The following is a 25,056-nucleotide window of genomic DNA, read 5'->3' as shown; positions in this document are numbered from 1 at the left end:
CCCGCGTCACCTGCGCGACTCCACAGGATCCAGTTCATGGCTTACAGCATCGATCTCTCCGGCCGCGTGGCCTTCGTCACCGGCGCCTCCAGCGGGCTCGGTGCCCAGTTCGCGAAGACGCTGGCGCGTGCCGGCGCGGCGGTGGTGCTGGCGAGCCGCCGCGTAGAGAAGCTCAAGGAGCTGCGTGCGCGCATCGAGGGCGAGGGCCACGACGCCCACGTGGTCGAACTCGACGTGACCGACATCGGCAGCATCAAGGCCGCCGTGGCGCGCGCCGAGACCGAGGTGGGCCCCATCGACATCCTGGTCAACAACTCGGGCGTGAGCACCACGCAGCGCCTGCAGGACGTGACGCCCGACGACTACGACTACATCTTCGACACCAACGTGAAGGGCAGCTTCTTCGTGGCGCAGGAGGTCGGCAAGCGCATGCTGGCCCGCGCCAGGGGCACGGCGCCGGGCACCTACATCGGCGGGCGCATCATCAACATCGCCTCCGCCGCGGCGCTCAAGGTCATGCCGCAGATCGGCACCTACTGCATGAGCAAGGCCGCGGTGGTGCAGATGACCAAGGCCATGGCGCTCGAGTGGGGCCGCTTCGGCATCAACGTGAACGCGCTGTGCCCGGGCTACATCACGACCGAGCTCAATGAGGAGCACTGGAGCACCGAGGGCGGCACCAAGCTGGTCAACATGCTGCCGCGCAAGCGCGTGGGCAAGCCGGAAGACCTCGACGGCCTGATCGTGCTGCTGGCCAGCGGCCAGAGCCACTTCGTGAACGGCGCCGTCATCGCGGCGGACGACGGGTTCGCGCTCTGAGCCCGCGAGCGTGGGTCGGCATCGCGGCCGGGCTGGCCGCGGGTGCGCTCTGGGGCCTGACCTTCGTGGCACCGCGCATGGTGGGCCACTTCGGCATGGTCGACATCACCGCCGCGCGCTTCGCCATCTTCGGTGCCGTCTCGGCGCTGGCGGTGTTCGCGCGGCCGGCCGCCGTGCGCTGGCCCAACGGGCGGCAAGCGCTCGCGGCGCTGGGCCTCAGCGTGCTCGGCTTCAGCGGCTACTACCTGCTGCTGGCCTTCGGCATCCAGGCGGCGGGCACGGAGGTGCCCAGCCTCATCATCGGCACGATCCCCGTCTGGATGATGCTGCTGGGCCGCCCCGCGGGCCTGCGCATGAGCGCGTTGCTGCCGGGGCTGCTGCTCACGGGCGCGGGCATCGCGCTGATGATCTATGGCGCATGGTCGGCGCAGCACGGCGCGGGTGAGGCGACCGGTGCCCGCTTCGGCTGGGGCATCGCGCTGGCGCTGGCCGCCATGGCGAGCTGGACGGTGTACGGCCTGCTCAACGCGGCCTGGCTGCAGCGCCACACCGGGCTCAACGCGACCGACTGGGCCAACTGGCTTGGTGTGGCGACCGGGTTGGGCGCCTTGCTGCTGTGGCTCATCGCGGGCAGCGACGTGGCCACGCTCCAGGCGCAGCCCGATGGCATGCTCTTCGTGTGGATCGCGCTGGCCAGCGGCTTCGGCTCGTCGTGGCTCGCGACCATTCTCTGGAACGTGGCCAGCCAGCGGCTGTCGGCCAGTCTCTGCGGGCAGCTGATCGTCAGCGAGACGCTGTTCGCGCTCCTGTATTCCTTCGTCTGGGACGGCCGCTGGCCGCAGGCCACCGAGTGGGCCGCGGCGGTGCTGTTCGTGCTGGGCATCCTCGCATCCATCAAGGCGCACCGATGAGAATCGAAATCCCCGAAAAGAAGAAGCTGGTGTACGAAACCTCCATTCCCATCCGCTGGGGCGACATGGACGCCATGGGCCACCTCAACAACGGCACCTACTTCCGCTACCTCGAAACCGCGCGCATCGACTGGATGCACTCCATCGGCTTCGAGCCGCAGCCCAACGGCGAGGGCATGGTGATCGTCAACGCCTTCTGCAACTTCTACCGGCAGATCGAGTACCCGGGCAACGTGCTGCTCAAGATGTACGTGAGCGATCCGGGCCGCACCACCTTCGAGAGCTGGGCCACCATGGCCCGCGAGGCGGAGCCCGACGTGATCTGCGCCGCCGGCGGCGCGACCACGATCTGGGTCGACTTCCCGAAGCAGAAGGCGCTGACATTGCCCGACTGGCTGCGTGCGCTCGTGAGCGCCGAATGAGAAGAACGCTCCTGGCGGTCGCCTTGCTCGCATCGCTCGCCACCGGCAGCCATGCGCAGACGCCGCCCGGCAAGAACGGTACCGAGTGCACCGCCGGAGCGCCGTACCTGAACGCCGAGGCGCTGAAGAAGGCTGGGTTCGAACTTCCGGTGTTCAAGCGGTACTGCTATTCGGACAAGGCGGGCAGCCACGTCCTGCTGCTCGGCGAGAAGCAGGACCTGCCGTTCCCCGAGGAAAAACTCTCTTCGGCCATCCAGGCCGCGCTCTACAAGGTCGGTGCCGACGGCGGCAGCCTGACGCCCGAGTGGTCGATCCGAGACTTCCCAGGCAGGGACGAGGCTGGCGTCAACTTCCGCTCGAAGCTCATCGAACTCACGGACATCGACGGCGACGGATTGGTCGATCCCATCCTCGTCTACCGCTTCTTCGAGCCAGATGGTGCCGACCGCATCGTCAACGACGATTTCGTCGGGCGCATCAAGATCGTCACCTTCCACCAGGGCCGCAAGGCGACCATCCACGCGATCACCGGTAACCTGGACGGCGACCGCAGGACCACCGCCAACGCCAGCTACTTCGCGCTGCCGAAACCGGTGCAGCAGCATCTCGTGAAGAAGATGGCGGCGATGTATTCCGCCGGCCAATTCGGCTTCGACAACTCCTACGGCTTCGTGCCGAGGAAGGATGTAGCCCGACGCTGAGGTTGTTTCGCGCGGTCAGGCCTGCTGCAGCACGATCCGCGCCTCGAAGCCCTGCGCCGCGCCCGCCGGAGGCGAAGACAGCTCCAGCTTCGCACCGTGCTTCTCGACGATGGTGCCCACGATCGAGATGCCCAGCCCGTAGCCCGCGCGGTCGGAGCTGTGGCGCACATGGCGCTCGCGCAGGGTTGCGAGCTGCTCGGGCGTGACGCCCTTGCCGGAGTCGCGCACGGCCAGCGTGGCGGGGCCCATCACCTCGATGACGACGCGGCCGCCGCCGTAGCGCAGCGCGTTCTCCACCAGGTTGCGCAGCGCGATGGCGAGCGCGTCGACGTCGCCGAGGGCCGCTGGGGCACCGCTGTCCGGTACCTTGAGCGCGAGGCGCTCGCTGTTCTGCGGGTCTTGCCAGAAGTCCTGCGCCACGGTGCCGGCGAGCTGCACGAGGTCGACCCGCGAGCGCGCGAGCGAGGCGCCCGATTCGGCGCGCGAGAGCTGCAGCAGCTTTTCCGTGCGATGGCTCAGCGTGCGCAGCGCGTCGAGCGCGGCCTGCACGTCGTTGCGCTGCAGGTCGTGCTCCAGCGCGGTCTGCAGCCGCAGCCTCGCGGCGGCGAGCGGGGTGCGGAGTTCGTGCGCGGCATTGGCGGCCAGCGCGCGCTCCACGTCGAGCGAATGGGAGAGCCGCTCCAGCAGCCGGTTGACGTGGTCGCCGACGGTGCGCAGCTCCTTTGGCAGGCCGGGCAGGGTGATCGGGCTCAGGTCGGCGCCGCTGCGCTTCTCGATCTCCGCGGCCAGCTCCTGCAGCACCCGGAGTTCGGTGCGGGCCACGTTGCGCAGCACCAGCGCGAGCAGCGGGAGCACCGCGCCCAGCGGAATGATCAAGCCGAAGAGCGTGCGGTTGAGCGCATGGCGCCTCTCGTCCAGCGGGTCGGCCACCTGGAAGAACAGGCCCAGCGTCGGGTGGCGCACGGTGTAGATGCGCCAGGTCGGGTTGTTCGCGAAGCCGGCGGCCAGCGGCACGTCGAAGGTGTCGGCGGGCGTCTCCGCGGAGCGCAGCAGCACATGCTCGTGCAGGTCGACGATCTGGTAGATCACCGCGTCCTCGGAGAACAGCTGCTTGGGCGCGATAAGCGGCTCTCGCGGCTGCTGCTCGCCCGGGTGCTGCAGCTTCTCGAGTTCCTGCACCGCCATCGCGAACATGCGGTGCGAGACCTCGACCAGTTCGTTGTCGAAGTTGTGGTTGATCTCGCGGTCCACGTACCAGACCACCGCGAACACGCAAAGCAGCCACACGCCGCCGACCCACAGGATCAGCGTGCGGGTCAGCCGCCCGGCGAGCGAGTCGCGCCCGGCGGCGAAGCTGGCCGGGGTCATTCGTCCTCGTCCGTCGAGAACGACAGCCGGTAGCCCAGCCCGCGCAGTGTCTGGATGTGGCTGCGGCCGAGCTTGCGCCGCAGGCGGCTGATGAAGACTTCGAGCGTGTTGCTGTCGGCCTCGTCGCCGAAGCCGTACAGCGCGTCGGCGAGGTTCTCGCGCGTGTGGATGCGCTCGGGCCGGGTGGCCATCACGCGCAGCAGCGCCCATTCCTTCTGCGTGAGGGTGATCGGCGAGCCGTGCTTGCGCACCATGTCGTGGGCGAGGTCGATCTCCAGCGTGCCCAGCTGCAGCACCGGCGAGCTGCTGGAGCTGCGCCGCCGCTCGACCGCACGCAGGCGCGCCAGCAGCTCGGCCGGGTCGTAGGGCTTGATCAGGTAGTCGTCGGCGCCGGCGTCCAGGCCGCGGATGCGGTCGGTCACCTGGTCGCGCGCGGTCAGCACGATGACGATGGGGCGCTCGGGCAGGGCGCGTATCTGGGGCAGCAGCGAGAGGCCGTCTCCGTCGCCCAGGTGCAGGTCGAGCAGCACCGCCGCGTACTGCACCGAGAGCAGGGCGCCGCGTGCATCCGCCAGGCTCGGCGCCACGTCGACCACGAAGGCCTTGGCCAGAAGGTAGCTGCAGACGGCATCTGCCAATGCAGTGTCATCTTCGACCAGCAATATGCGCACGCCATGTCCTTTCAACGAGAAAAAGAGTCTAGCGTCCCCGGGCTGAAGCAGGCCTTTCAGTCAGGTTCGGTTCATCTTGCTTCAGGCTCGGTTCATTCCGCAAACGTAGGCTCGCGGCTGTTTTTCAGTCCTGCCTTCGTCCATGACTCGTCCGCCCATTTTTCGTCTGGGGGTTTTCACCCTTGTCGCGCTGGTTGCGCTGATGGCCTGGGACGCGACGGGCGGCGATCTGCTTCTGGCACGCATGGCAGGCTCGCAACTCGGTTTTCCCCTGCGCGAGAACCCCTTCATGGTCCACGTCATGCATGAGGGCGCGCGCAACCTCAGCTGGGCGCTGGTGATCCTGCTGTTCGCCGCGATCCGCTGGCCCTTCGGCGTGCTGCGCCGCCTCGACGCCGGCTCCCGCGCGCAACTGGCCCTGACCGTGCTCGGCTCGGTGATCGCGGTCAGCATGATCAAGCATGCGAGCCACACCAGCTGCCCCTGGGACCTGCAGGAGTTCGGCGGCGTGGCGCGGTACGTGTCCCACTGGTCGTGGGGCGTGAGCGATGGCGGCCCCGGCGGCTGTTTCCCGGCCGGCCATGCTTCGGCGGCCTTCGCCTACGTGGGCGGGTACTTCGTGCTGCGGCGGGTGTCGGCCCGCGCGGCGGCGATCTGGCTCTGGACGGCCGTGGCCGCGGGGCTGGTGCTGGGCTTGGCCCAGCAGCTGCGCGGCGCGCACTACATGAGCCACACCCTCTGGACGGCCTGGGTCTGCTGGACGGTGGGCCTCGTCATCGAGATGGCGGTTGCGCGATTCGGTGCGCGCTCGACCAGCACGGCGGTGCCCGCGCATGCAGGGCCTTGATTTCGCCCTCTTCAGGCTGATCAACGCGAGCGCCACGGTGCCGCCGTGGAGCCTGCGCTTCGCCGAGTTCTGCTCCGATCTGCTGCCGGCCCTGCTGACGCTGGCCATCGGCGTGTGCGCGCTGTTCAGCCGGCGCTGGCGCTATGCGCTGTTCACCGTGCTGCTGAGCGTACTGGCGGCGTGGATCGTCGTGAGCCTTATCCGCATGGTGGCGCCGATCCCTCGGCCCGCCTACTACGGCCTGGGCATCCAATGGGTGCCGCAGGGCGTGCGGCCGGGCTTCCCGAGCATGCACGCGGCCGGCACCTTCGCCGCAGCCTTCGCGCTCTGGTGCCTGCCGTCGCGCGTGCCCATGCTGGCGGCGCTGGTGGTGGCGACCCTTGTAGCGTGGAGCCGGGTGTACCTGGGCCTGCATTTCCCGTCCGACATCGTGGCGGCAACCATGCTGGGCGCGCTGGTGGCGATCGTGGTGGAGCGGGGCGCCAGCCGGCCGATGAGCCAGGCTGCCTCGGGCGCACTGGTGGCGCGGCGGCGCTCGGCAAGATTGCGGCTGCGCAGGACGGCGAGTCTGAACACGGACTGAAGGGGCAATTCAGCCTCGCTTCAGGCGGCGTCGTTACATTCGCCGCATGTCTGTTTCACGAATTTCGCCTGTTCCATTGGAACGGGTGGGTACTTCTGAGTCAAAAACGCCACAGTCGCCTCCTTCGGGCGCCCCGTGGACCCGCTTCGACCTCTGGTTGCAGCGTCCGCGCTCGGCCGCCATGGTCGTCCTCTGGCTCAGTCTCTACCTCGTACTGACCACCAACTGGCCGCTGTGGAACGAGCTGGCCCGCATCGGCGGCGCGCCCAGCAGTTACATGTCGACCGTGGTGTCGATGAGCCTGCTCACGCTGTGCGGTTCGGCGGCCATCCTGTCGTTCACGGCCTGGTCGCGCTGGATGAAGCCGTTGTGGCTTTTGGTGGTAATCCTGGCCGCGGTGGTGCAGCACTACATGCTCGAGTACCGCGTGGTCATGGACCCCACCATGATCGCCAACGCGCTGCAGACCGACCCCAACGAGGCGCGCGACCTGCTGAGCTGGCGCATGGCCTTCAACGTGGCGGTTGTGGTGTTGCCCGCGGCCTGGCTGATCTGGCGCGTGCGCGTCGCGCCGATGCGCTTCCTGCCCAAGCTCGCGCGCAACGTGGGGCTGCTGCTGCTGTCCGTGGCCGTGGCCGTGGGCACGGCCGTGGCCATGAACCGCGAGCTGGCGCCGCTGATGCGCAACAACGTGCACCTGCGCTACATGATGAACCCGATCGCATCGCTCTATTCGACGGGTGCGCTCTTCATCAAGCCGCTCTTCAAGCGCAGCGGCAAGCTGATTTCCATCACCGCCGGAACGGCGCTGGGCGCGAGCTATGCCGCGCAGACCAGGCCGCCGCTCTTCGTGGTGGTGGTGGGCGAGACGGCACGGGCCGACCACTTCGCCCTCAACGGCTACGCGCGCGACACAACGCCGGAACTGGCCAAGCGCGGCGTGCTGAGCTATCGCGAGGTGCGCTCCTGCGGCACCAACACCCTGGCCTCGGTGCCGTGCATGTTCTCGCCGCTGGGCAAGGAAGGCTACGAGTCGCGCAAGGACGACTACGAAACCTTGGTCGACGTGCTGCAGGCAGCCGGCCTCGCCGTGTTCTGGCTCGACAACCAGGCCGGTTGCAAGGGCGTGTGCGAGCGCGTTCCGAACGCTTCGGCCTTCGACGGACTCGACGCAGCGACCAAGAAGGCGCTGTGCGACGGCGACGAATGCCTGGACGATGTCATGCTCAAGGGCCTGGACGCGCGCATCGCCGCGCTGCCGGCCGAGCGCCGCGCCAAGGGCGTGGTGCTGGTCATGCACCAGATGGGTAGCCACGGCCCGGCCTACTACAAGCGCTCGGCGCCCGACGTGAAGCGCTTCCTGCCCGAGTGCAAGACCAACGCGCTCGCCGACTGCGGCCATGCCGAGCTGATGAACGTGTACGACAACTCCATCGTTCAGACCGACCGCTTCCTCGGCCAGACCATCGACTGGCTCAAGGCGCAGTCGAAGCAGTACGACCCGGCGATGCTGTACATCAGCGACCACGGCGAATCGCTCGGCGAGTTCGGCCTGTTCCTGCACGGTGTGCCGTACAGCTTCGCGCCCGATGCGCAGAAGCACGTGCCCATGGTCACCTGGTTCAGCGAAGGCATGAGCGAGCGGCGCAAGCTCTCGCGCTCGTGCATGGAAGCGGGGCTCGATGCGCCGCTCACGCACGACAACCTGTACCACACGGTGCTGGGCGTGATGGACGTGACCACGCCGACCTACAAGCCGGCGCTCGACGCGCTGGCCTCCTGCCGCGCCAAGGGCTGAGGCAGGGGCTTATTCGGGGTCTTGCTTCTTCTCGCGGGGCACCCGCCCCATGAGGAAGAACTCGTTGTTCGGCTGCATGCCGCTGAAGCTGGCCAGGCGGTTGCTCAGTCCGAAGAAGGCGGTGATGGCGGCGATGTCCCAGATGTCCTCGTCGTCGAAGCCGTGCGCATGCAGCGGCGGGAAGTCGCTGTCGTCGATCTCGTGCGAGCGTTCGCAGACCTTCATCGCAAAGTCGAGCATCGCGCGTTGGCGCGGGGTGATGTCGGCCTTGCGGTAGTTCACCGCCACCTGGTCGGCCACCAGCGGCTTCTTTTCGTAGATGCGCAGCAGCGCGCCGTGCGCCACCACGCAGTAGAGGCACTTGTTGGCCGCGCTGGTGGTGGTGACGATCATCTCGCGGTCGCCCTTGGTGAGCGAGCCTTCCTCCTTGAGCATGAGCGCGTCGTGGTACGCGAAGAAGGCGCGCCACTCGGCGGGGCGGCGCGCGAGGCCGAGGAACACGTTCGGCACGAAGCCTGCCTTCTCCTGCACGGCAAGGATCGCGGTGCGGATGTCCTCGGGCAGGTCCTTGAGTTCGGCGAGGGGGTAGCGGTCTGCGGCCATGTTGTCTCCGGTTCGGGTTGCCTTGATGGAGCCATCATAGGCAAGCCGCGCCGAAGACCCTGCGACCGCTCCCGTTCTCTTACTTGAGCGCCTTGCCTTGCGTGGCGCCCAGCGGCGTGTGCAGCTGCGAGCTCACCCACGAGCCGGTGTTGTCGTCCCGACCCTGCAGCAGGTAGCGCGTGTCGGCCTTGCCGTAGTTCTGCACCGCCATGGCGGAGAACCTGCCGATGTCGGTCTTCGGGTCGCGCAGGCGGTTGACGATCAGCACCTTCTTCGTGTCGGCGAAGTCGGCCATCATGTTCTGGTCGCCTTCGCTGTCGCCGGCCACGAAGCTCGGACCGTAGCCGTACTTGCCGACCAGGAAGCGCCGGATGTTCTTCGTCTTGCCCGGGCCCTGCGTCTGGTCGTAGCCGCGGCGGAACTCGGGCTGGATCACGCCCCTGGCGTCGCGCTCCAGCTCCATCGCCAGCACGCGCTCGGGCGGGTTGTTGTAGCCGAAGGCCGGATTCGACGAGATCTCCTTGATCACGTCGACGAACGATGCCGAGCACACCCACACGTCGAAGCCGGCGTTGCGGAAGGCGGCGTACAGCTGCTGCATCTCGGGCTGCAGCCGCAGGCCGTTCTTCCAGCTCACCGAGACCACGCCGGCGCGGCCCGGCAGCGCGGATGGCGAAGTCCACTTGACCTTGGCCACGGGCTCCTTCAACTGCCATGCCACCGTGTCGGCCGTGAGCTTGCGCACCTGCCCCTCGGTCATGCCGGCGAAGAGGTAGGTGACCCACGGGTAGGCCGTGTCGTGGTCGAAGGTGTCGCCGATGGCTTCATAGAGATAGCGCACCTTGGTGGTGAAGGCACCGTAGTGCGGGCTCAATGCCACCACGGCCAGCGACTGGTCGCCCTTCAGCCCCTTGTAGTTCTGGTAGAGCCATGTGTAGCTCGCGACGATGTCGGGCACCACCGCGTCGATGTTCACGGCCTGGCCGGCGGCGTTGTTGTAGGCGGGCAGGAAGTCCTTCTTCGGGATGTTCTTGCGCAGCGCCACTTCGAGCTGCGCGGGCGTGGCGCCGAAGACGAGGTTCTCGAGCTGGTAGATGAGCGCGGCCTCCTCGATGTCGAGGAAGACGCTGGTGTTGTCCCAGTCGAACACCACGTAGGGCGGCTTCGCGGCGTCATAGCCCGGACTTGCCTTGCCGATGCTGGCGATCAGGCCCTCGATCTGCGCGCGGTTGAAGGCGTCCCAGTTGCCGGGCGCGAGGCTCTTTGCGGGCGAGAGGCTGGCACATCCGGCGGCGACGAGCGCTGCGGCCATGGGGGTGAGAAGGAGGAGGCGGCGTTGCATGCTTTTCCTGGTTTTGAGCGTTGCAGATTGAGAGAAACCTCAACCTACGCATCAGCTGTGCCAGGCCGTGCCTGATGGCCATGCATTTCGCCGCACGGCGCGCTAAGCCGCGATGCGTTCGGCCTGCTGTTCGACAAAGCCTGCCACCCGCCGCACCAGTGCCACATTGCCGCCGGCAGCCGCCACGCTCGCCGCCGCATGGACGGCAACCGTTTCACCAATAGCCAGGATGACTTCTTCCGCCGCCGCAGCCGGTAGCCCGAAGTGCGGCGCTGCCTCGCGCGCCAGGGCGAGGCTCGACGCGTGCTGCCCTGGAAGAATGGCGAGCTCCTGATAACCCGTGTGACCGCCAAGCTGCATGACGAGGTCGAACGCAGGCGCCAGGCGCCACCGTCCGTCGTCGCCGCGCAGCGCGCCGTGGTTCTTGACGTGATCGTCGCTGTTCCCCGCCGCCAGGTTGAACACCAGCCGCCGGAACAATTCGGCCAGGTCCTCTTGTGGCTGCGCGGAGATGCGCCGCAGCAACTGGGCCAGTTCGACATAGCTGCCCCGGCTGGATTCATAAGGCACATCGAGCAGCGCCGACGCCGAGAGATAGTGAAAGCGCCGCTCGTCGGTCACCGGTCCCGCGCGATCGAAGCGCTCTACCAGCAAGGCATGCCCGGATGAGAGAGGCTGCAGCAGGAAGGGCGGCACTGCGATCCCGCAGGCATCGGCCAGCCAGAGCGTGGCTGCTTCGATCACTTCCACGTCGTGGTCGTCACCGCGTGATGCGAACTTGGCGATGCAGCGCCGGCCCTCGTGCACGAACGCTGCCTTGGGGCGCGCGCCGCCCAGGCTGCCGCCGCGCAGCAACAGATGCATGTCGGGGCCGATCTCCAGGCCTTGTTCGATGCGATGCGAGGCTTCGGCGAGTTCCTGGAGCGACCGGAGCGCGACCGGTGGTTCGTCGCTGCGGATGGGCAGGGTTTCGGCGAACACCATCGCGCCGACGCGGTCCTCGTTGGTCAGCAAAAGCGCGTCGATGTCCGAGAGCGGCTTGCCCTGGCGTATTTCGAGCACCTTGCGTCCCCAGCTGTCCGGCAGTGCGTCGCGCAACGTGAGCGGCATGGCGCCACCGTCGCGGATGCGGCTTTCGGCCAGCACGAAGGCGGCGTCGCGCAGCGGCAGGTGCTCGGGGTTGAGCGGTGCAGCTTCCGGGTCTTCGAGGTAGCGCCGGCCGTAGGCGAATTCGCCGGACTCCATGACACCACGGCGAACGAGCTTCATCAGCCCGGCCGGTTGCACCTGCGCGCCTGTCCGGTGCGCGAGTCCGACGTAGACACGCCGCTCGACTTCATCGGCTTCAGAAGTCACGCTCGTCCTCCGCGATCACGCCCGCCGCCCCGCGGGTTGCCGACTTGCGCACCCGGCGTTTTGCGGCCAGCCCTGCTGGGGCGGGGGCTACGTTGTCGAGCGAATCGATTTCGCCGAAGAGCCACAGCGCATGGGCAAGCAGGCCGATGCTGGTGCCAGGCTTGCCGGATTCGAGTGCGCGCAGCGTGTTGGGTGAGCACAGCAGCCGCTCGGCCATTTCGGCAACCGTCCATTCGCGATGGATCCTGTGCGCGCGCAGGCGCAAGCCCAGCTGTTCAAGGGGGCGAATGGTGTGCGAAGGCAGGGCCGAGAGGCTGCGGCTGCTTTTTGGCATCAATAAAATGACTGTTAAAAGGCTTAAAAGTCATTTTATTGCATAATTTTCTAACTCGGGAGGCTGCCCGCCCGGCTGATCTCCGGGGTCTCGCGCTGCTCCAGCACCGCAAGGTCGCTCTCGTCCTTGAGCCCCACGCCCGTCAGCCCCCTGCGCAGGGACTCCCGCATGAGCCATGCCAGCTTGAACGCGGCCGCCTCGCTCGACAGGCCCTCGGGCCGCACATTCGAGATGCAGTTGCGCTCGGCATCGTGCCGCCCGCGCGTGGGCGTGTGGGTCAGGTAGATGCCCAGGCTGTCGGGCGAGCTGAGGCCCGGCCGCTCGCCGATCAGCATTACCGACAGCGCCGCGCCGAACAGCTCACCCACCTCGTCGGCCAGCGCCACACGCGCCTGAGTGGCGATCACCACCGGTGCGAAGCGCGTGCCGGCCGGCAGGTGCGGGCGCAGCGCGGCCAGCAGCGGCACCGCATGACGTGCCACGGCGAGCGAGGAAAGCCCGTCGCCGATCACCACGCAGACGTCGCAGCCGTAGCGCCGCTCGGCGAGCAGGCACGTGGCGTCGCTCTCGTCGAGCTGGCGGCCGAGGTCGGGACGGCGCAGGTATTCGGTGCGGTCCGCCGCCCGGCTGCGTGCGCGGGCCACTTCCCAGCGCTGCGCGGTGAGGGCAGCCGCCAGCGCGTCGACGTCGAGCGCGGCATGGATCGCGTCGCGCGCCATCGCGTGCGCCCAGCCGAAGCGCAGCGTCTCGTCGGTGGGCATGCCCGAGCCGGCGCGGCCCAGCGCCAGCCGCGCGGGTGTGGCCGAGCGCCATTGCGACCAGGGGTTGGGGGTGACGGGCGATTCGGGGCTGCTCATGACGTCAGCGCGGACAGCCCGCTCATGTCGGCCAGCAGCCGGTTAGAGGAAGGCGGCGCCAATTTGCCGGCCTCGTCGGTGATCTGCATGCGCTGCAGCCATGCCTCGAACTCCGGCGCGCGCTTCAGGCCCAGCGTGTCGCGCAGGAACAGTGCGTCGTGGAAGGAGGTGCTCTGGTAGTTGAGCATCACGTCGTCGGCGCCCGGAATGCCCATGATGAAGTTGATGCCCGCCGTGCCCAGCAGCACGAGCAGGGTGTCCATGTCGTCCTGGTCGGCCTCGGCGTGGTTGGTGTAGCAGACGTCGCAGCCGATGGGCAGGCCCAGCAGCTTGCCGCAGAAATGGTCTTCCAGCCCGGCGCGGATGATCTGCTTGCCGTCGTACAGGTACTCCGGCCCGATGAAGCCCACCACCGTGTTAATGAGCAGCGGCCTGTAGCGCCGCGCCAGCGCGTAGGCGCGCGCTTCGCAGGTCTGCTGGTCGACGCCGAAGTTGGCGTTGGCCGAGAGAGCGCTGCCCTGGCCGGTCTCGAAGTACATGACGTTGTCGCCCACGGTGCCGCGCTTGAGCGACTGCGCCGCCGCATGGGCCTCGTCGAGCAGTTCCGGCGTCACGCCGAAGGAGAGGTTCGCCTTCTCGGTGCCCGCGATCGACTGGAACACCAGGTCGACCGGCGCGCCGGCTTCGGCGAGCTTGAGCGTGTTGGTCACGTGCGTGAGCACGCAGCTCTGCGTGGGGATCTCGAAGCGCTGGATCACCTCGTCGAGCATGTGCAGCAGGCGGCCCAGCACGGGCATGCTGTCGGAAGCGGGGTTGAGGCCGATCACGGCGTCGCCCGCGCCGTAGAGCAGGCCGTCTAGCGTGGAGGCGGCCACGCCACGCAAGTCGTCGGTCGGGTGGTTGGGCTGCAGGCGCACCGAGAGATGGCCGGGCAGGCCGATGGTGTCGCGAAAGCGCGTGACCACGCTGCACTTCTTCGCGACCGACACCAGGTCCTGGTTGCGCATGAGCTTGGACACGGCCGCGACCATCTCCGGCGTGAGGCCGGGCGCCAGTGCCGTGAGCGTGGCGGTGGTGGCTGCGTCCGACAGCAGCCAGTTGCGGAAGTCGCCCACCGTGAGGTGCGACACCGGCGCGAAGGCCTGCGCGTCGTGGCTGTCGATGATGAGGCGCGTGATGTTGTCGCTCTCGTAGGGAATCAGCGCCTCGGTGAGGAACTGCCTGAGCGGCGTTTCGGCCAGCACATGCCGCGCGGCCATGCGCTGCTGCGCGGTGGCCGCACCGATGCCCGCGAGGTAGTCGCCCGAACGCGCAGGGCTGGCGAAGGCCATGACCTGGCGCAGGTCGTCGAAGGCGAAGACCTGGCCGGCGATGGTGGTGCGATAGAGCATCTTCTGGAGGGGCCCGATGTCAGGAGCCGGTGGTCCGGGAAGACAGCATTTCGTCGGGCGCTGCCGCATCGCGTTGCCCCGATGTCAGCAGGAAGTAGCCGTAGGCGGCGGCCATCAGCACGATGAACAGCAGCGTGAGCATGCCGTTGAACCACACCATCGCGCCCAGGCACACCAAGCCCAGGCCGAAGGCGATGGCCGGAAACACGGGGTAGAAGGGCGCGCGGTAGGTGCGCGGCAGATCCGGCTCGGTGCGGCGCAGCCTGAAGAGCGCGGCCATCGAGATCAGGTACATCACGATGGCGCCGAGCACGGCCATGGTCACGATGTTGGCGGTGAGCGTCTGGCCGCCGAACTGCACCCACTCGTCGCTGAAGATGGCGATGACGCCGATCACGCCGCCGGCCAGCAGGGCGCGGTGCGGCGTGTCGAAGCGCGGGCTCAGCCCCGCGAAGTAGCGCGGCAGGTAGCCCGCGCGCGCCAGCGCGAAGATCTGGCGCGAGTAGCCCATGATGATCCCGTGGAAGGAGGCGATCAGCCCGAACAGGCCGATCCACACCAGCATGTGCAGCCAGCCGCTGTTGTCGCCCACAACGGCCTTCATGGCCTGCGGCAGCGGGTCGTTGATGTTGGCGAGCTTGCGCCAGTCGCCCACGCCGCCCGCGAAGATCATCACGCCGAAGGCCAGCACCACCAGTGTGACGATGCCCGTGGTGTAGGCGATGGGGATGGTGCGGTGCGGGTCGCGCGCCTCCTCGGCCGCCATGGCCGCGCCTTCGATGGCAAGGAAGAACCAGATCGCGAACGGGATCGACGCGAAGATGCCCGCGACGGCCGCGCCGCTCAGCACGCTGCCGCCGGCCCAGCCGTTGGCCACGAAGTTGGCCATGGTCCAGCCGGGCGTGACCACGCCCATGAACACCAGCAGTTCGACGATGGCCAGCACTGTCACGAAGAGTTCGAACGCCGCCGCGATGCCCACGCCGATCCAGTTGAGCCCGATGAAGATCACGTACGCGCCGAGCGCGAACCACTTCGGGTTGATGCCCGGGAACTGCACGTTGAGATACGCGCCGATGGCCAGCGCGATGGCCGGCGGCGCGAAGACGAATTCGATCAGCGTCGCGAAGCCCGCGACGAAGCCGCCGCTGGGACCGAAGGCGCGCCGGGCGTAGGCAAAAGGACCACCCGCGTGCGGGATGGCGGTCGAGAGTTCGGTGAAGCTGAAGATGAAGGTGGTGTACATGGTGGCCACCAGCACGGTGGCGACCAGGAAGCCGAGCGTGCCGGCCGTGTTCCAGCCGTAGCTCCAACCAAAGTACTCACCGGATATGACGAGGCCCACCGCGATGCCCCAGAGCTGAACGGGGCCGAGCACTTTCTTGAGATGGCCTGTGCCTGCGAGGGCAGGCGATGCGGCCGTGCCGGCGGCGGTGGTGGAGTTCATGCGACTTCCTCTCTTCGTGAATGTTGACAGTGCACATTCGCCAAAGCAAGGGTTGTTCCACCGTGGGCCTGCATGGCCGCTGGCCATAATCGAGGTCTCTCAATCCTCGAGGTGTTCCGTGAAGTCTCTTTTCTGTGCCGCCCTGGTTTCCTTCGTTGCCATGCCCGCCGCGTTCGCGCAGTCCGCGCCCGTCACCATGCCGAGCGGCCTGGTCTACCAGTCGATCAAGGAAGGCACCGGCGCATCGCCCGCGGCCACCGACGTGGTCAAGGTGCACTACCGCGGCACCTTCCCCGACAGCGGCAAGGAATTCGACAGCTCCTACAAGCGCGGCGAGCCCACCGAGTTCCCGCTCAACGGCGTGATCCCGTGCTGGACCGAAGGCGTGCAGAAGATGAAGCCGGGCGGCAAGGCCAAGCTGACCTGCCCGCCCTCGATCGCATACGGCTCGCGCGGCGCCGGCGGCGTGATCCCGCCGAACGCCACGCTCAACTTCGAAGTCGAGCTGATCTCCGTCTCGAAGCGCTGAGGCTTCGAGCCGCAGCGCTCGAAGAAATTAACCTGGCTGGTACTGGTACAGCCAGGTCTCAGTGAGCGTCTGGTCGCCGTTCTTCAGGTACATGCGCATGTCGATCGGCTCGTTGCCCTCGGGCGTGAAGTCGAACTGCGCGCGCCAGTGGCCGGGCACGCCGTTGGGCACGGCCTCGGCGAAGACGTACGAGAACTTGCCGCGCGCGGCCGTCAGCACCACCTCCGGCTTCACGCCGAAGGGCACGGTCGTCAGCGGCTGGCCGATGAACTCCACCATGAACTTGCGCACGCCCTGCGGCCGCGGCTGCCCCGGCTGGCCGCCGCGGCCGATGCGCGTGGCCACGCAGCGCGCGAGCGGCGACGGAAAGGGCTCCTGGTCGGTCCAGTGCAGCCGGTACTGCAGGCTGTAGCTGGCGCCGGCCTTCGCGTCGGCCTTGGGCACCCAGAAGGCGACGATGTTGTCGTGGATCTCGTCGTCGGTCGGGATCTCGATGAGCTGCACCGAGCCTTCGCCCCAGTCGCCCAGCGGCTCGATCCACAGGCTCGGGCGCTTCTCGTAGTTCACGCCGTCCTGGTAGTGGTCGAAGGCGCGGTCGCGCTGCAGCAGGCCGAAGCCGCGCGGCTTCGTGTCGGCGAAGGCCGAGGCGCGCGTCTGCGAGGGGTTGTTGAGCGGGCGCCAGATGCGCTCGCCCGCGCCGTTCCAGATCGCGAGGCCGTCGGAGTCGTGCACCTCGGGGCGCCAGTCGATGGCGGTGGGCTTGATGGTCTCCGAGTACCAGTACATCGAGGTCAGCGGCACCAGTCCCAGGCGGGCCACGTCCTTGCGCACGAAGATGCGTGCGTCGATGTCCATGATGACGGCCCTGGTGCGCTGCATGACGAACTTGAACACGCCCGTCACGCTCGGCCCTTCGAGCAGCGCGTAGACCGTCATCGACGTCGTGTTGTTCGCGGCCGGCGTCTCGAAGTAGAAGCGCGTGAAGTTCGGGAACTCCTCGGGCCGGTCGGGCACCGCCACGTCGAGCGCGATGCCTCGCGCCGACAGGCCGTACTGGTAGAGCTCGCCGATGGCGCGGAAGTAAGAGGCACCCAGGAAGGCGACCCAGTCGTTCTTCTGCCAGTCGAGCTTGCCCTGGTCGCCCAGTCGGCTTTCCTGCAGGCGGAAGCCGGCGAAGCCCGCGCCCGGCGGAAGCGAGCGCGCGGGGCTGTCGGGCGGCATCGAGAAGTAGGAGGGGCTGTAGAGCACCTCGCGCGCGAAGGCGTCGCCGTCGGTGTTCTCCAGCACGTTCATGCGCACCGGCGTCTGGAAGAAGCGCCCGAGGTGGAAGAAGGTGACCGGGAACGCGCCCGGGCCGTCGCGGAAGAGTGCGTTGGCCGGGTCGAACTTGATCTTGCCGTGCGCGTCGTAGTCGATGCGGTCGAGCACCTCGGGTGCCAGCGGCGCCGGGGCGGCGTAGGGCTTGCCGGCCAGCGCCTTCGCCTGCGCGACCAGCGCGTCGAAGGAGAAGGGCGTGGGCTGGCTCAGTTGCAGGCCGTTGGCGGCGAGGGCCTCTTCGGGCAGTCCGAGAGCGGCGAGTGCGGCAGCGGCACCGCCGGCGGCAAGGAAGGATCGGCGATCAAGCATGTGGTTCTTGAGGGTTGCGAATCTCTTGGGGAGGAAAAAGGGAGAGGAAAGAAAGAAGGTCTGCTGCGGAAACGATATGGCATTTTCCGCGACCGTAGACACCCCCGAAGCTTGGCGCTTTCCGTTCCCGACCCGCGTCAGCCGATCCGCGCAGCGCGCGCCGGACAAAACCGGCAATCCGCAAAATTGTGCGTTTATGTATCCGCGGCATCCGTCGCCTGCAGCGCGTAGAGCGCATAGAGCGGCACGCCCAGGAACAACATGACCATCGGTGCGAACAGCGTGTAGGGCAGGCCGAAGCCTTCGAGCACCCGGTAGGTGCCCTCGAGGCTCAGGCGCGGATGGGGCTGCGTCAGCTCGGCCGTGCGGCGGATGCCCCACTTGAACTCGGCCCCGGTCACGCGAACCGACGGATGCTGCCTGCCGCGCCCCACCGCCAGCCAGCACATCGCGTCGAAGGCCAGCACCGAACCCGCCGGCGCGCGCTCGCCGAAGGTGGCGAGTACCGCCTCGACTTGCGCGGGCTCCAGGTACATCAGCACGCCCTCTGTGAAGAGAAACACCGGCTGCGCGCTGCGCTTGCGCGGCAGGCCCAGCTGCTCCCACCAGCCGGAGGTGGTGAGGTCGAGCTCGCGCAGGTCATGGCGCTCGCCGGGCTCGGGAAGCAGCTCGTGGCGCAGTTCGAGCACCTCGGGCAGGTCGGCATCGGTCATGCGCGACTTGCCGTCGTCCAGCCACTGGAAGTAGTGGCTGAGGCCGCAGCCCATGTTCACGATGCGCGCACCGGGGTGCAGCTTGAGGAAGTCCTGCGCCAGGCTGCGGAAGCGCCGGGTGCGCGAGAGGATGCCGTAGATGGTGGCCCGGTCTTCCGGGAGCGCGTCGCCCTCGTCGCGGATCTGTTCGAGGATGCCTGCGGCGTAGGCATCGCGCACGGCCACCTGCGGGAACATCGTGTCACCCGAGGCGCGCGCGGCCAAGGGAATCCGCAAAGTGGAAGGAACGGCGGACAGGCGGCGGACGGATTTGCGGGTGGTCATGAATGCTGGAGCGGCGCTTCGCGCAAAGTCTGGCCGCTCCGGCACCACGGGGCAAGTCAGTCTTTGGTTGCGGTCGCCGGTGCGTGCCGGGCATGAATGTGGCCCCGCGCGCGTACGTTCGACGTCAGTTCCCGGCGGGCTTGCCGCGCTGGCGCGCGAGATGCCGGTAGATCGTGCTGCGATGGATGCCCAGCCTGCGCGCGGCCTTCGCGACGTCGTGGTCGCAGGCCTTCAGTGCCTCGTCGAGGGCGTGGCGCGTCATGGCCTGCAGGGGCGCCGCCTGCGGTGCGGCCGGCGTCGGCGCGTGCCCGGCTGGAGGCGCGTGATTGCCGAGCAGATGCGCCGGAAGCATGGCCGCCCTCACCGCATCGCCCGCGTCGGCCAGCGCCACGATGGAGCGCAGCGTGCTGCGCAGTTCGCGCACGTTGCCCGGCCACCGGTATGCAGCCAGGGCTTCCAGCGCGTCGGCCTCCAGCTGCAGATGTTTCGCCGCGCCGCCCGCTTCGAGGAACAGCCGCGAGATCAGCGCATGCCTGTCGTCGCGTTGCCTCAACGCCGGCAGCGTGACGGTGAAGCCGGCCACCCGGTACATCAGGTCGGCGCGGAAGCGGCCGGCTTCCACCAGCGAGGGCAGGTGGCCGTGGGTGGCGCAGACCAGGTCGAAGTCCACCGGCACGCCCTGGCCGCCACCCAGCGGCGTGACCAGGCGTTCCTCCAGCACGCGCAGCAGCCTCGTCTGCAGAGCCAGCGGTATTTCCGCGATCTCGTCGAGGAACAGCACGCCGCCGTGGGCTTCGCGGATGCGCCCCGCCATGCCCTTGCGCTTCGCTCCGGTGAAGGCTCCCTGCTCGTAGCCGAAGAGCTCCGATTCGATCAGCGTCTCGGGCAGCGAGGCGCAGTCCACTGCGACGAAAGGCCCCGCGCTGCGACGGCTGGCGGCATGCAGCCGGCGCGAGAACACCTCCTTGCCGCTGCCGGTCTCGCCGTTGACCAGCACGGAGACGCCTTCGTTGAGCACCCGCACCGCCTTGTGCAGCAGAGGCTGCACGTCGTCGGTTTCGGCCGCGCCCTGGGCATGCATGCCGCGGCGCTGGAGTGGACGAACGCTGCCCGGGTTGCTCGAGCGCTCCATCACCGTCGCGATCTGCCGCCCGCCCGGGAGCGTGAGCAGGCCGCGCCGGTGCTCCATGCGCGGCCAGTTCGCGCCGAGGAAGTCCTCGGCCTCCAGGTCGAGCAGCTCTTTCCAGGAGCGGCCGAAGAGTTCGAGTGCGACGCGGTTGGCCGCGACGATGCGGCCGCCCTCGATCACCATCAGCCCTTCGCGCGCCGTGCCGATCAGCGCCGGCCGCGCATGGAAGCGCAGCACGTGGCCGCCTGCCTCGGCCAGCATCATGCGGTGCTCGACCTGCTGCGCCGCCATGCGCACCAGCCCCAGCGCGTGGGTGTTCACACGCACCGTCTCGCCCGAGATGTCGAGTGCGCCGGCCAGCTCGCCGCGCCCGGTGAAGATCGGCGCCGCCGCGCAGCCCAGTTCGCTGTTCTGTGCCAGGTAGTGCTCGCCGCCCAGCACCATCAGCGCTTCTCGCTCCGCCAGCGCGGTGCCGATGGCGTTGGTGCCCCGATTGTGCTCCGACCATTCCACGCCGGGCTGCAGCGCGATGCGCTGGGCCTTGGGCAGGAAGTCGGCGCTGCCGATCTCCTCGAGGATCAGCCCGCTGGCGTCCGACAGGATCACCACGCAGCCGTTGCCGACCGCGTGCTCGGCCAGACCGTCGAGCTCGGGCTGAGCGCAGTTCAGCAGGCGCATGGCCTGCTCGCGCCGCTCGCTCAGCAGGGCCAGAGCCATCGGCTCGGGGTCGACGGCATGGTGGTCGACCGGGCGGCTGCGCTGCCAGGAGCGCGAGATGTGAGGCGCGATCCACGGTGCCGGGTCGCAGCCCTGGCCGAAGAAGAGCTCCCGGGCCTGTGCCACTGCGATCGACGGCAGCTGCGCTTGTGCACTCATGCGTGTCTCCGATGGGGTTTCGCCTTGTGCGACATCGTAGTCGCCATGTTCGCTGGAACATGTCGCAGATTGCGAATGAAAACCCGCTGACGCGCGCATCTGCACGGCGGAAGTACTCAGGGATTGTCCCGATCCGGCCGGGTACGAGGCTTGCGCTCCAGCGTGCGGCCGCCGCATGTCGCGGCGCCATCACCCTGCACATGGAGACAACGTCATGGACATGCTCGAACCGGGCAAATTCGGTACCGCGGTGCCGTTCAAGAAGCGCTACGGCAACTACATCGGCGGCGAATGGGTTGCGCCGGTGGAGAACCAGTATTTCGAGAACATCACGCCCGTCACCGGCAAGGTCTTCTGCGAGGTGCCGCGCTCCACCGCGGCCGACATCGAGCGCGCGCTGGACGCCGCCCACAAGGCCAAGGCCGCCTGGGGCCGCACCTCTACCACCGAGCGCGCCAACATCCTCAACAGGATCGCCGACCGCATGCAGGAGAACCTCGCCATCCTCGCGGCGGCCGAGACCTGGGACAACGGCAAGCCCATCCGCGAGACCACGGCGGCCGACCTGCCGCTGGCCATCGACCACTTCCGCTACTTCGCCTCGTGCGTGCGCTCGCAGGAGGGCGGCATCAGCGAGATCGACCATGAAACCTTCGCGTACCACTTCCACGAGCCCATCGGCGTGGTCGGGCAGATCATTCCGTGGAACTTCCCGATCCTGATGGCCATGTGGAAGCTGGCGCCAGCGCTCGCGGCCGGCAACTGCGTGGTGATCAAGCCGGCCGAGCAGACGCCGGTGTCGATCCTGGTGCTGATGGAGCTCATCGGCGACCTGCTGCCGCCGGGCGTGCTGAACGTGGTCAACGGCTTCGGCGTGGAGGCGGGCAAGCCGCTGGCGTCGAGCAACCGCATCGGCAAGATCGCGTTCACGGGCGAGACCACCACCGGGCGCCTGATCTCGCAGTACGCGAGCCAGAACCTGATTCCGGTCACGCTGGAGCTCGGGGGCAAGTCGCCCAACATCTTCTTCGCCGACGTGATGGATAAGGACGACGCCTTCTTCGACAAGGCGCTCGAGGGCTTCGCGATGTTCGCGCTGAACCAGGGCGAGGTGTGCACCTGCCCGTCGCGCGCGCTCATCCAGGAGTCGATCTACGACCGCTTCATGGAGCGCGCGCTCAAGCGCGTGGCCGCCATCAGGCAGGGCAGCCCGCTGGACATGGCCACCATGATCGGCGCGCAAGCCTCCAGCGAGCAGCTGGAGAAGATCCTGTCGTACCTCGACATCGGCCGGCAGGAGGGCGCGAAGGTGCTGATCGGCGGCGAGCGCCAGCAGTTCGAGGGCGACCTCGCCGGCGGCTACTACGTGAAGCCGACCGTGTTCAGCGGCAACAACAGGATGCGCATCTTCCAGGAAGAAATCTTCGGCCCGGTGGTCTCGGTCACTACCTTCAAGGACGAGGAAGAGGCGCTGGCCATCGCCAACGACACCCTCTACGGCCTGGGCGCCGGCGTGTGGAGCCGCGACATGAACCGCGCCTTCCGCATGGGCCGCGGCATCCAGGCCGGCCGCGTGTGGACCAACTGCTACCACCACTATCCGGCGCACGCGGCCTTCGGCGGCTACAAGCAGTCGGGCATCGGCCGCGAGAACCACAAGATGATGCTCGACCACTACCAGCAGACCAAGAACCTGCTGGTGAGCTACAGCGAGAACAAGCTGGGCTTCTTCTGATGAGCGGCACCGGCGAAGTCCTGCGCGTCACCGCGACCGATGCCGCGCTCGCGCTGATCGACAGGCTCGCCGCCAGGCACGGCCCGCTGATGTTCCATCAGTCGGGCGGCTGCTGCGACGGCAGCGCGCCCATGTGCTACGCCCGCGGCGAGTTCATCGTGGGCGACTACGACAGGCTGCTCGGGCACATCGGCGGCATGCCGTTCTACATCAGCGGGCCGCAGTTCGAGTACTGGCAGCACACGCAGCTGATCATCGACGTGGTGCCGGGGCGAGGCGGGATGTTCTCGCTGGAGGGGCCGGAGGGCGTGCGCTTTCTGACGCGCTCGCGGCTGTTCACGGACGAGGAGTGGGCGGTGCTGGAGGCCGGGGAATTGCGGTAGGACAGGAAGGGCAGGGGACGGACTGAGCCTCAGGCGGGAGACTCTTCCTCTGCTCGCTCCTCGTCACGCCAGCTTTGCGGATCGGGCGTCCACTGGGCGTCCGGTTCTCGTTCCATCAGGATGCAGGCATAGGCGCCGAGGTCCATGTCGTAGACCTCTCTCGCGGCTTCAGCGCCGCCGTCCTCCCGTTTCGCGCTCGATGCGAAGCGGGTGAAGAGTTCCCAGTTCTGCCCCATCTGTTCCACGAGGATGCGCGCGAGTTCATAGGAGAGCTGGTTGCCTTCATCCGTCCTGAAGAAGGAAGCGCCGGACCAGAATTCCTGGATTCTCGCTTCGTCCCAGAACTTCAAATGGCTGCGCCGCAGTTGTTCACGCTCGCCGAGCGGCAAGACTCCCACACCCGCGAGCTTTCTTTCGGTGTTCACGGCCAGCCCTTCGTCCAGCCACCTCGGCAGCTTCAGGTGCGATAGGGCGCTGTGGGTCATCTCGTGGGCGATGACTGGCTCGATGGCTGCAAGGTCGGCACGCTTGACGAGAAAGTGCGGGCAGCCCGCGTCGATGAACATGCCTCCGCTGAAGGCGAATTCGCCGCTGTCGGGGTAGTAGCCGGAGACGTAGTCGTAGTAGGCATCGTCGTCGTCCATCACGACCAGGATGCTTTTGCCGTGTTCTTCAAAGTGCGCGATGTCGGCCAGCAAACGCTGTATGCGCGTGCGCGTCGTCGCAACGTAGGCGGATGTCGCAACGGCGACCACATCTTCCAGCGACGATAGAACGAAGGCCTTGTCCGATTCATGGAGATGAAAGTGCGGGCCGAGCGCATCCCTGAGATGGAGCAGCCAGGCGCGCTGCGCCAGCAACTTGCCCTTGTACCGTAGGCCGGGATCATCAATTGCGCCGGTCCAGGCGTCGACCGCCTTCCAGTCGAGCAAAGGAAGCCCGTTACAGAGCGTCATGTGCTCGGGCAGGGAAAACGCCGGGCCATCGTCTAGTGCGATGCGCTCCGGCGCAGGGGTGGTGGTGAAGCCCTCGGGCCGTGTCTTGGCCCTTGATGGACGAAGCTGCCTGGGCAGGTGGGTCCACGCGAAGAATGCGCCCACGAATGGAAGGATCCAGACAGCCACGAGCAGCATGTTCTTTCGCAGCGGAATATCTTCGATCGCGCGAATGCGCCGCGCCATGTAAACGTTGATTGCGAGCAGGAGGGTGCACGCGCCGAGCAGAAGGAATGTAGACATCGTCATGTGCTGGCCTGTTTCAGAAGCTGCCCGACCAGCAAGCGGGTCGCGGGGGAGAGTTCGGCACCCGTCTTCGTCGCCATCAGCAGCCGCCGCGTGGCCCACGCATCGCTGAGCCGCACCACCTTCAGGTCGAGCGCCTCCACCTGCGCCTTGCACGCGGCCAGCGGCACCACGCCGATGCCGAGGTTGGCCGCGATCATGTGGCACATCGCGTCGAAGCTGCGCACTTGCACGCGCAGGCGCATCGGGATGCCGGCCTGTTCGGCCGCGCGCGAGGTGAGTTCGAGCAGCGAACTGCTGCGATTCAGGCCGACGAACTCGTGCGCGAGGCAGGCCTTGAAGCTGGTCTGCTTCACGCGGCTGCGTGCCAGCGGATGCTGCCTGGCGCACAGCACCACGAGCTCGTCTGTCTGGAAGGGTGCGACATCGAGGCCGTAGGCGGGCGTGTTCTCGGCGAAGACGCCGACGTCGGCAAGGCCGTCGACGAGTGCGCGCACGATGTCGCCGCTCAGTTGCTCCTCGACTTCGACGCGGATATCCGGATGCTGCGCCAGGAAGGTCGCTAGCGTGGTGGGCAGGAACTCCGTCAGCGCCGACATGTTGGCCCACAGCCGCACGTGGCCGCGCACGCCGCTCGAATAGTCGCCGAGCTCGCGGCTGAACTGCTCGAAGCCCTGGAAGAGCCGCATCGCATGCTGCATCGCCACATGGCCCGCGGGCGTGAGCGCGATGCCCTGCGAGCTGCGTTCGAGCAGCTTCGATCCCGTTGCGGCCTCGAAGTCGGAGAGCCGCCTGCTCGCTGCGGAGAGCGCGAGGTGGCATGCCTCCGCGCCCTTGGTGATGCTGCCCGACTGGGCGACGGCGCAGAACAGGCGCAGCGTCACGAAATCGACACGAGCGGGGTTGATCGGGTTGGCCATCGGCGAATTCTAGGTAGCGCGCCAGTGCCGAAAGTCATGGGCCCGGCGAAAGAAATTTTTTGACATGTTATGTCCGCGCACCTATAGTGAATCCATCGAAGCACCGCTCGCTTCCAACGGTATTCACCAC

The 25,056-nt window shown here is 67.7% G+C and carries 24 protein-coding genes; 10 read left to right on the top strand and 14 right to left on the bottom strand.

Translation table 11 applies throughout. From position 1 onward, the window contains the following. Positions 1 to 36 precede the first annotated feature (36 nt). The 4 genes from ABL844_RS19925 (at position 37) to ABL844_RS19910 (ending at position 2,853) form a co-directional block, all read left to right on the top strand. Positions 37 to 819 carry an SDR family oxidoreductase gene (locus tag ABL844_RS19925; protein ID WP_126021921.1) on the top strand — a complete coding sequence of 261 codons (783 nt, stop codon included), beginning with the start codon at positions 37 to 39 and terminating at the stop codon, positions 817 to 819. Positions 820 to 884: 65 nt separating this feature from the next. Next, positions 885 to 1,730, top strand: coding sequence for a DMT family transporter (locus tag ABL844_RS19920; protein WP_418128647.1), 846 nt, complete (start codon positions 885 to 887; stop codon positions 1,728 to 1,730). After that, complete coding sequence (locus ABL844_RS19915; protein WP_126021922.1) at positions 1,727 to 2,152, top strand: acyl-CoA thioesterase; 426 nt, start codon at positions 1,727 to 1,729, stop codon at positions 2,150 to 2,152. Before ABL844_RS19920 ends, ABL844_RS19915 begins: the two co-directional genes overlap by 4 nt. Beyond that, positions 2,149 to 2,853 (top strand): M949_RS01915 family surface polysaccharide biosynthesis protein, encoded by a 705-nt coding sequence (locus ABL844_RS19910; protein ID WP_418128646.1) that lies wholly within the window; start codon positions 2,149 to 2,151, stop codon positions 2,851 to 2,853. Before ABL844_RS19915 ends, ABL844_RS19910 begins: the two co-directional genes overlap by 4 nt. A gap of 15 nt (positions 2,854 to 2,868) precedes the next feature. Here the strand turns inward: ABL844_RS19910 and ABL844_RS19905 are convergent, their stop codons facing one another. Further along, a complete protein-coding gene (locus ABL844_RS19905) occupies positions 2,869 to 4,221 on the bottom strand; it encodes a sensor histidine kinase (RefSeq protein WP_184636915.1) in 1,353 nt (450 codons plus the stop codon). Then, entirely contained in the window at positions 4,218 to 4,892 is a 675-nt protein-coding gene (locus ABL844_RS19900) for a response regulator transcription factor (RefSeq protein ID WP_126021925.1), read from the bottom strand. Before ABL844_RS19900 ends, ABL844_RS19905 begins: the two co-directional genes overlap by 4 nt. Positions 4,893 to 5,034: 142 nt before the next feature. On the opposite strand from ABL844_RS19900, the gene ABL844_RS19895 reads away from it, so the two are divergent. The 3 genes from ABL844_RS19895 to ABL844_RS19885 are packed head-to-tail and all read left to right on the top strand — an operon-like array spanning position 5,035 to position 8,120. Beyond that, on the top strand, positions 5,035 to 5,739 hold the full coding sequence (locus tag ABL844_RS19895; RefSeq protein ID WP_418128645.1) for a phosphatase PAP2 family protein: 705 nt from the start codon (positions 5,035 to 5,037) through the stop codon (positions 5,737 to 5,739). Further along, positions 5,726 to 6,322 (top strand): phosphatase PAP2 family protein, encoded by a 597-nt coding sequence (locus tag ABL844_RS19890; protein ID WP_418128644.1) that lies wholly within the window; start codon positions 5,726 to 5,728, stop codon positions 6,320 to 6,322. Before ABL844_RS19895 ends, ABL844_RS19890 begins: the two co-directional genes overlap by 14 nt. 46 nt (positions 6,323 to 6,368) lie before the next feature. Beyond that, complete coding sequence (locus ABL844_RS19885) at positions 6,369 to 8,120, top strand: phosphoethanolamine transferase (protein WP_418128643.1); 1,752 nt, start codon at positions 6,369 to 6,371, stop codon at positions 8,118 to 8,120. 9 nt (positions 8,121 to 8,129) lie between these two features. On the opposite strand, the gene ABL844_RS19880 is transcribed toward ABL844_RS19885, so the two are convergent. The 7 genes from ABL844_RS19880 to eat all read right to left on the bottom strand — a co-directional run bounded on the left by ABL844_RS19880 (position 8,130) and on the right by eat (position 15,450). Continuing rightward, a complete protein-coding gene (locus tag ABL844_RS19880; protein ID WP_126021929.1) occupies positions 8,130 to 8,723 on the bottom strand; it encodes a peroxidase-related enzyme in 594 nt (197 codons plus the stop codon). Between the two features lie 79 nt (positions 8,724 to 8,802). Then, positions 8,803 to 10,065: a haloacid dehalogenase-like hydrolase gene (locus tag ABL844_RS19875; RefSeq protein WP_418128642.1), complete on the bottom strand. Its 1,263-nt coding sequence runs from the start codon at positions 10,063 to 10,065 to the stop codon at positions 8,803 to 8,805. A gap of 102 nt (positions 10,066 to 10,167) precedes the next feature. Then, complete coding sequence (locus ABL844_RS19870) at positions 10,168 to 11,421, bottom strand: type II toxin-antitoxin system HipA family toxin (RefSeq protein ID WP_184636925.1); 1,254 nt, start codon at positions 11,419 to 11,421, stop codon at positions 10,168 to 10,170. Beyond that, positions 11,411 to 11,686, bottom strand: coding sequence for a helix-turn-helix domain-containing protein (locus tag ABL844_RS19865; protein WP_240650619.1), 276 nt, complete (start codon positions 11,684 to 11,686; stop codon positions 11,411 to 11,413). The genes ABL844_RS19870 and ABL844_RS19865 overlap by 11 nt, the downstream gene beginning before the upstream one ends. A 119-nt stretch (positions 11,687 to 11,805) precedes the next feature. Further along, positions 11,806 to 12,612 (bottom strand): ethanolamine ammonia-lyase subunit EutC, encoded by an 807-nt coding sequence (gene eutC, locus ABL844_RS19860; RefSeq protein ID WP_418128640.1) that lies wholly within the window; start codon positions 12,610 to 12,612, stop codon positions 11,806 to 11,808. Then, positions 12,609 to 14,003, bottom strand: coding sequence for an ethanolamine ammonia-lyase subunit EutB (locus ABL844_RS19855; RefSeq protein WP_418128639.1), 1,395 nt, complete (start codon positions 14,001 to 14,003; stop codon positions 12,609 to 12,611). Before ABL844_RS19855 ends, eutC begins: the two co-directional genes overlap by 4 nt. Positions 14,004 to 14,022: 19 nt before the next feature. Next, entirely contained in the window at positions 14,023 to 15,450 is a 1,428-nt protein-coding gene (eat, locus tag ABL844_RS19850) for an ethanolamine permease (protein WP_418128638.1), read from the bottom strand. A gap of 160 nt (positions 15,451 to 15,610) precedes the next feature. Between eat and ABL844_RS19845 the strand changes: the two genes are divergently transcribed. Further along, on the top strand, positions 15,611 to 15,979 hold the full coding sequence (locus ABL844_RS19845) for an FKBP-type peptidyl-prolyl cis-trans isomerase (protein ID WP_418128637.1): 369 nt from the start codon (positions 15,611 to 15,613) through the stop codon (positions 15,977 to 15,979). Positions 15,980 to 16,006: 27 nt separating this feature from the next. Here ABL844_RS19845 and ABL844_RS19840 read toward each other — a convergent pair whose 3' ends face one another. From ABL844_RS19840 to ABL844_RS19830, 3 genes are all read right to left on the bottom strand, one after another. After that, a complete protein-coding gene (locus ABL844_RS19840) occupies positions 16,007 to 17,605 on the bottom strand; it encodes a glucan biosynthesis protein (protein ID WP_418128636.1) in 1,599 nt (532 codons plus the stop codon). A gap of 194 nt (positions 17,606 to 17,799) precedes the next feature. Beyond that, positions 17,800 to 18,642, bottom strand: coding sequence for a class I SAM-dependent methyltransferase (locus ABL844_RS19835; protein WP_418128635.1), 843 nt, complete (start codon positions 18,640 to 18,642; stop codon positions 17,800 to 17,802). Positions 18,643 to 18,766: 124 nt separating this feature from the next. After that, positions 18,767 to 20,647: a sigma-54-dependent Fis family transcriptional regulator gene (locus ABL844_RS19830; RefSeq protein ID WP_418128634.1), complete on the bottom strand. Its 1,881-nt coding sequence runs from the start codon at positions 20,645 to 20,647 to the stop codon at positions 18,767 to 18,769. Positions 20,648 to 20,861: 214 nt separating this feature from the next. Between ABL844_RS19830 and adh the strand changes: the two genes are divergently transcribed. Together adh and ABL844_RS19820 are read left to right on the top strand one after the other, a co-directional pair. Next, positions 20,862 to 22,382 (top strand): aldehyde dehydrogenase, encoded by a 1,521-nt coding sequence (adh, locus tag ABL844_RS19825; protein ID WP_418128633.1) that lies wholly within the window; start codon positions 20,862 to 20,864, stop codon positions 22,380 to 22,382. Then, positions 22,382 to 22,765 carry a DUF779 domain-containing protein gene (locus ABL844_RS19820; protein WP_418128631.1) on the top strand — a complete coding sequence of 128 codons (384 nt, stop codon included), beginning with the start codon at positions 22,382 to 22,384 and terminating at the stop codon, positions 22,763 to 22,765. Before adh ends, ABL844_RS19820 begins: the two co-directional genes overlap by 1 nt. 29 nt (positions 22,766 to 22,794) lie before the next feature. On the opposite strand, the gene ABL844_RS19815 is transcribed toward ABL844_RS19820, so the two are convergent. Together ABL844_RS19815 and ABL844_RS19810 are read right to left on the bottom strand one after the other, a co-directional pair. Continuing rightward, a complete protein-coding gene (locus ABL844_RS19815; protein ID WP_418128630.1) occupies positions 22,795 to 24,009 on the bottom strand; it encodes a hypothetical protein in 1,215 nt (404 codons plus the stop codon). Then, positions 24,006 to 24,926, bottom strand: a complete 921-nt coding sequence (locus tag ABL844_RS19810; protein WP_418128628.1) for a LysR family transcriptional regulator — start codon at positions 24,924 to 24,926, stop codon at positions 24,006 to 24,008. The genes ABL844_RS19815 and ABL844_RS19810 overlap by 4 nt, the downstream gene beginning before the upstream one ends. Between the last annotated feature and the right edge of the window lie 130 nt (positions 24,927 to 25,056).

It is taken from the genome of Variovorax sp. 278MFTsu5.1 (assembly GCF_048305045.1).
Taxonomy (GTDB): domain Bacteria; phylum Pseudomonadota; class Gammaproteobacteria; order Burkholderiales; family Burkholderiaceae_C; genus Variovorax; species Variovorax guangxiensis.
This window is presented reverse-complemented; position numbering and strand designations above follow the sequence as displayed.

What these genes read in the sequence shown, in the direction of transcription:
- ABL844_RS19895 (WP_418128645.1), top strand. Translation starts at nt 5,035, where the DNA reads ATGACTCGTCCGCCCATTTTTCGTCTGGGGGTTTTCACCCTTGTCGCG.
- ABL844_RS19925 (WP_126021921.1), top strand. Translation starts at nt 37, where the DNA reads ATGGCTTACAGCATCGATCTCTCCGGCCGCGTGGCCTTCGTCACCGGC.
- ABL844_RS19915 (WP_126021922.1), top strand. Translation starts at nt 1,727, where the DNA reads ATGAGAATCGAAATCCCCGAAAAGAAGAAGCTGGTGTACGAAACCTCC.
- ABL844_RS19880 (WP_126021929.1), bottom strand. Translation starts at nt 8,723, where the DNA reads ATGGCCGCAGACCGCTACCCCCTCGCCGAACTCAAGGACCTGCCCGAG.
- adh (WP_418128633.1), top strand. Translation starts at nt 20,862, where the DNA reads ATGGACATGCTCGAACCGGGCAAATTCGGTACCGCGGTGCCGTTCAAG.
- eat (WP_418128638.1), bottom strand. Translation starts at nt 15,450, where the DNA reads ATGAACTCCACCACCGCCGCCGGCACGGCCGCATCGCCTGCCCTCGCA.
- ABL844_RS19815 (WP_418128630.1), bottom strand. Translation starts at nt 24,009, where the DNA reads ATGACGATGTCTACATTCCTTCTGCTCGGCGCGTGCACCCTCCTGCTC.
- ABL844_RS19810 (WP_418128628.1), bottom strand. Translation starts at nt 24,926, where the DNA reads ATGGCCAACCCGATCAACCCCGCTCGTGTCGATTTCGTGACGCTGCGC.
- ABL844_RS19820 (WP_418128631.1), top strand. Translation starts at nt 22,382, where the DNA reads ATGAGCGGCACCGGCGAAGTCCTGCGCGTCACCGCGACCGATGCCGCG.
- eutC (WP_418128640.1), bottom strand. Translation starts at nt 12,612, where the DNA reads ATGAGCAGCCCCGAATCGCCCGTCACCCCCAACCCCTGGTCGCAATGG.
- ABL844_RS19875 (WP_418128642.1), bottom strand. Translation starts at nt 10,065, where the DNA reads ATGCAACGCCGCCTCCTCCTTCTCACCCCCATGGCCGCAGCGCTCGTC.
- ABL844_RS19905 (WP_184636915.1), bottom strand. Translation starts at nt 4,221, where the DNA reads ATGACCCCGGCCAGCTTCGCCGCCGGGCGCGACTCGCTCGCCGGGCGG.
- ABL844_RS19910 (WP_418128646.1), top strand. Translation starts at nt 2,149, where the DNA reads ATGAGAAGAACGCTCCTGGCGGTCGCCTTGCTCGCATCGCTCGCCACC.
- ABL844_RS19890 (WP_418128644.1), top strand. Translation starts at nt 5,726, where the DNA reads ATGCAGGGCCTTGATTTCGCCCTCTTCAGGCTGATCAACGCGAGCGCC.
- ABL844_RS19855 (WP_418128639.1), bottom strand. Translation starts at nt 14,003, where the DNA reads ATGCTCTATCGCACCACCATCGCCGGCCAGGTCTTCGCCTTCGACGAC.
- ABL844_RS19830 (WP_418128634.1), bottom strand. Translation starts at nt 20,647, where the DNA reads ATGAGTGCACAAGCGCAGCTGCCGTCGATCGCAGTGGCACAGGCCCGG.
- ABL844_RS19845 (WP_418128637.1), top strand. Translation starts at nt 15,611, where the DNA reads ATGCCCGCCGCGTTCGCGCAGTCCGCGCCCGTCACCATGCCGAGCGGC.
- ABL844_RS19885 (WP_418128643.1), top strand. Translation starts at nt 6,369, where the DNA reads ATGTCTGTTTCACGAATTTCGCCTGTTCCATTGGAACGGGTGGGTACT.
- ABL844_RS19840 (WP_418128636.1), bottom strand. Translation starts at nt 17,605, where the DNA reads ATGCTTGATCGCCGATCCTTCCTTGCCGCCGGCGGTGCCGCTGCCGCA.
- ABL844_RS19835 (WP_418128635.1), bottom strand. Translation starts at nt 18,642, where the DNA reads ATGACCACCCGCAAATCCGTCCGCCGCCTGTCCGCCGTTCCTTCCACT.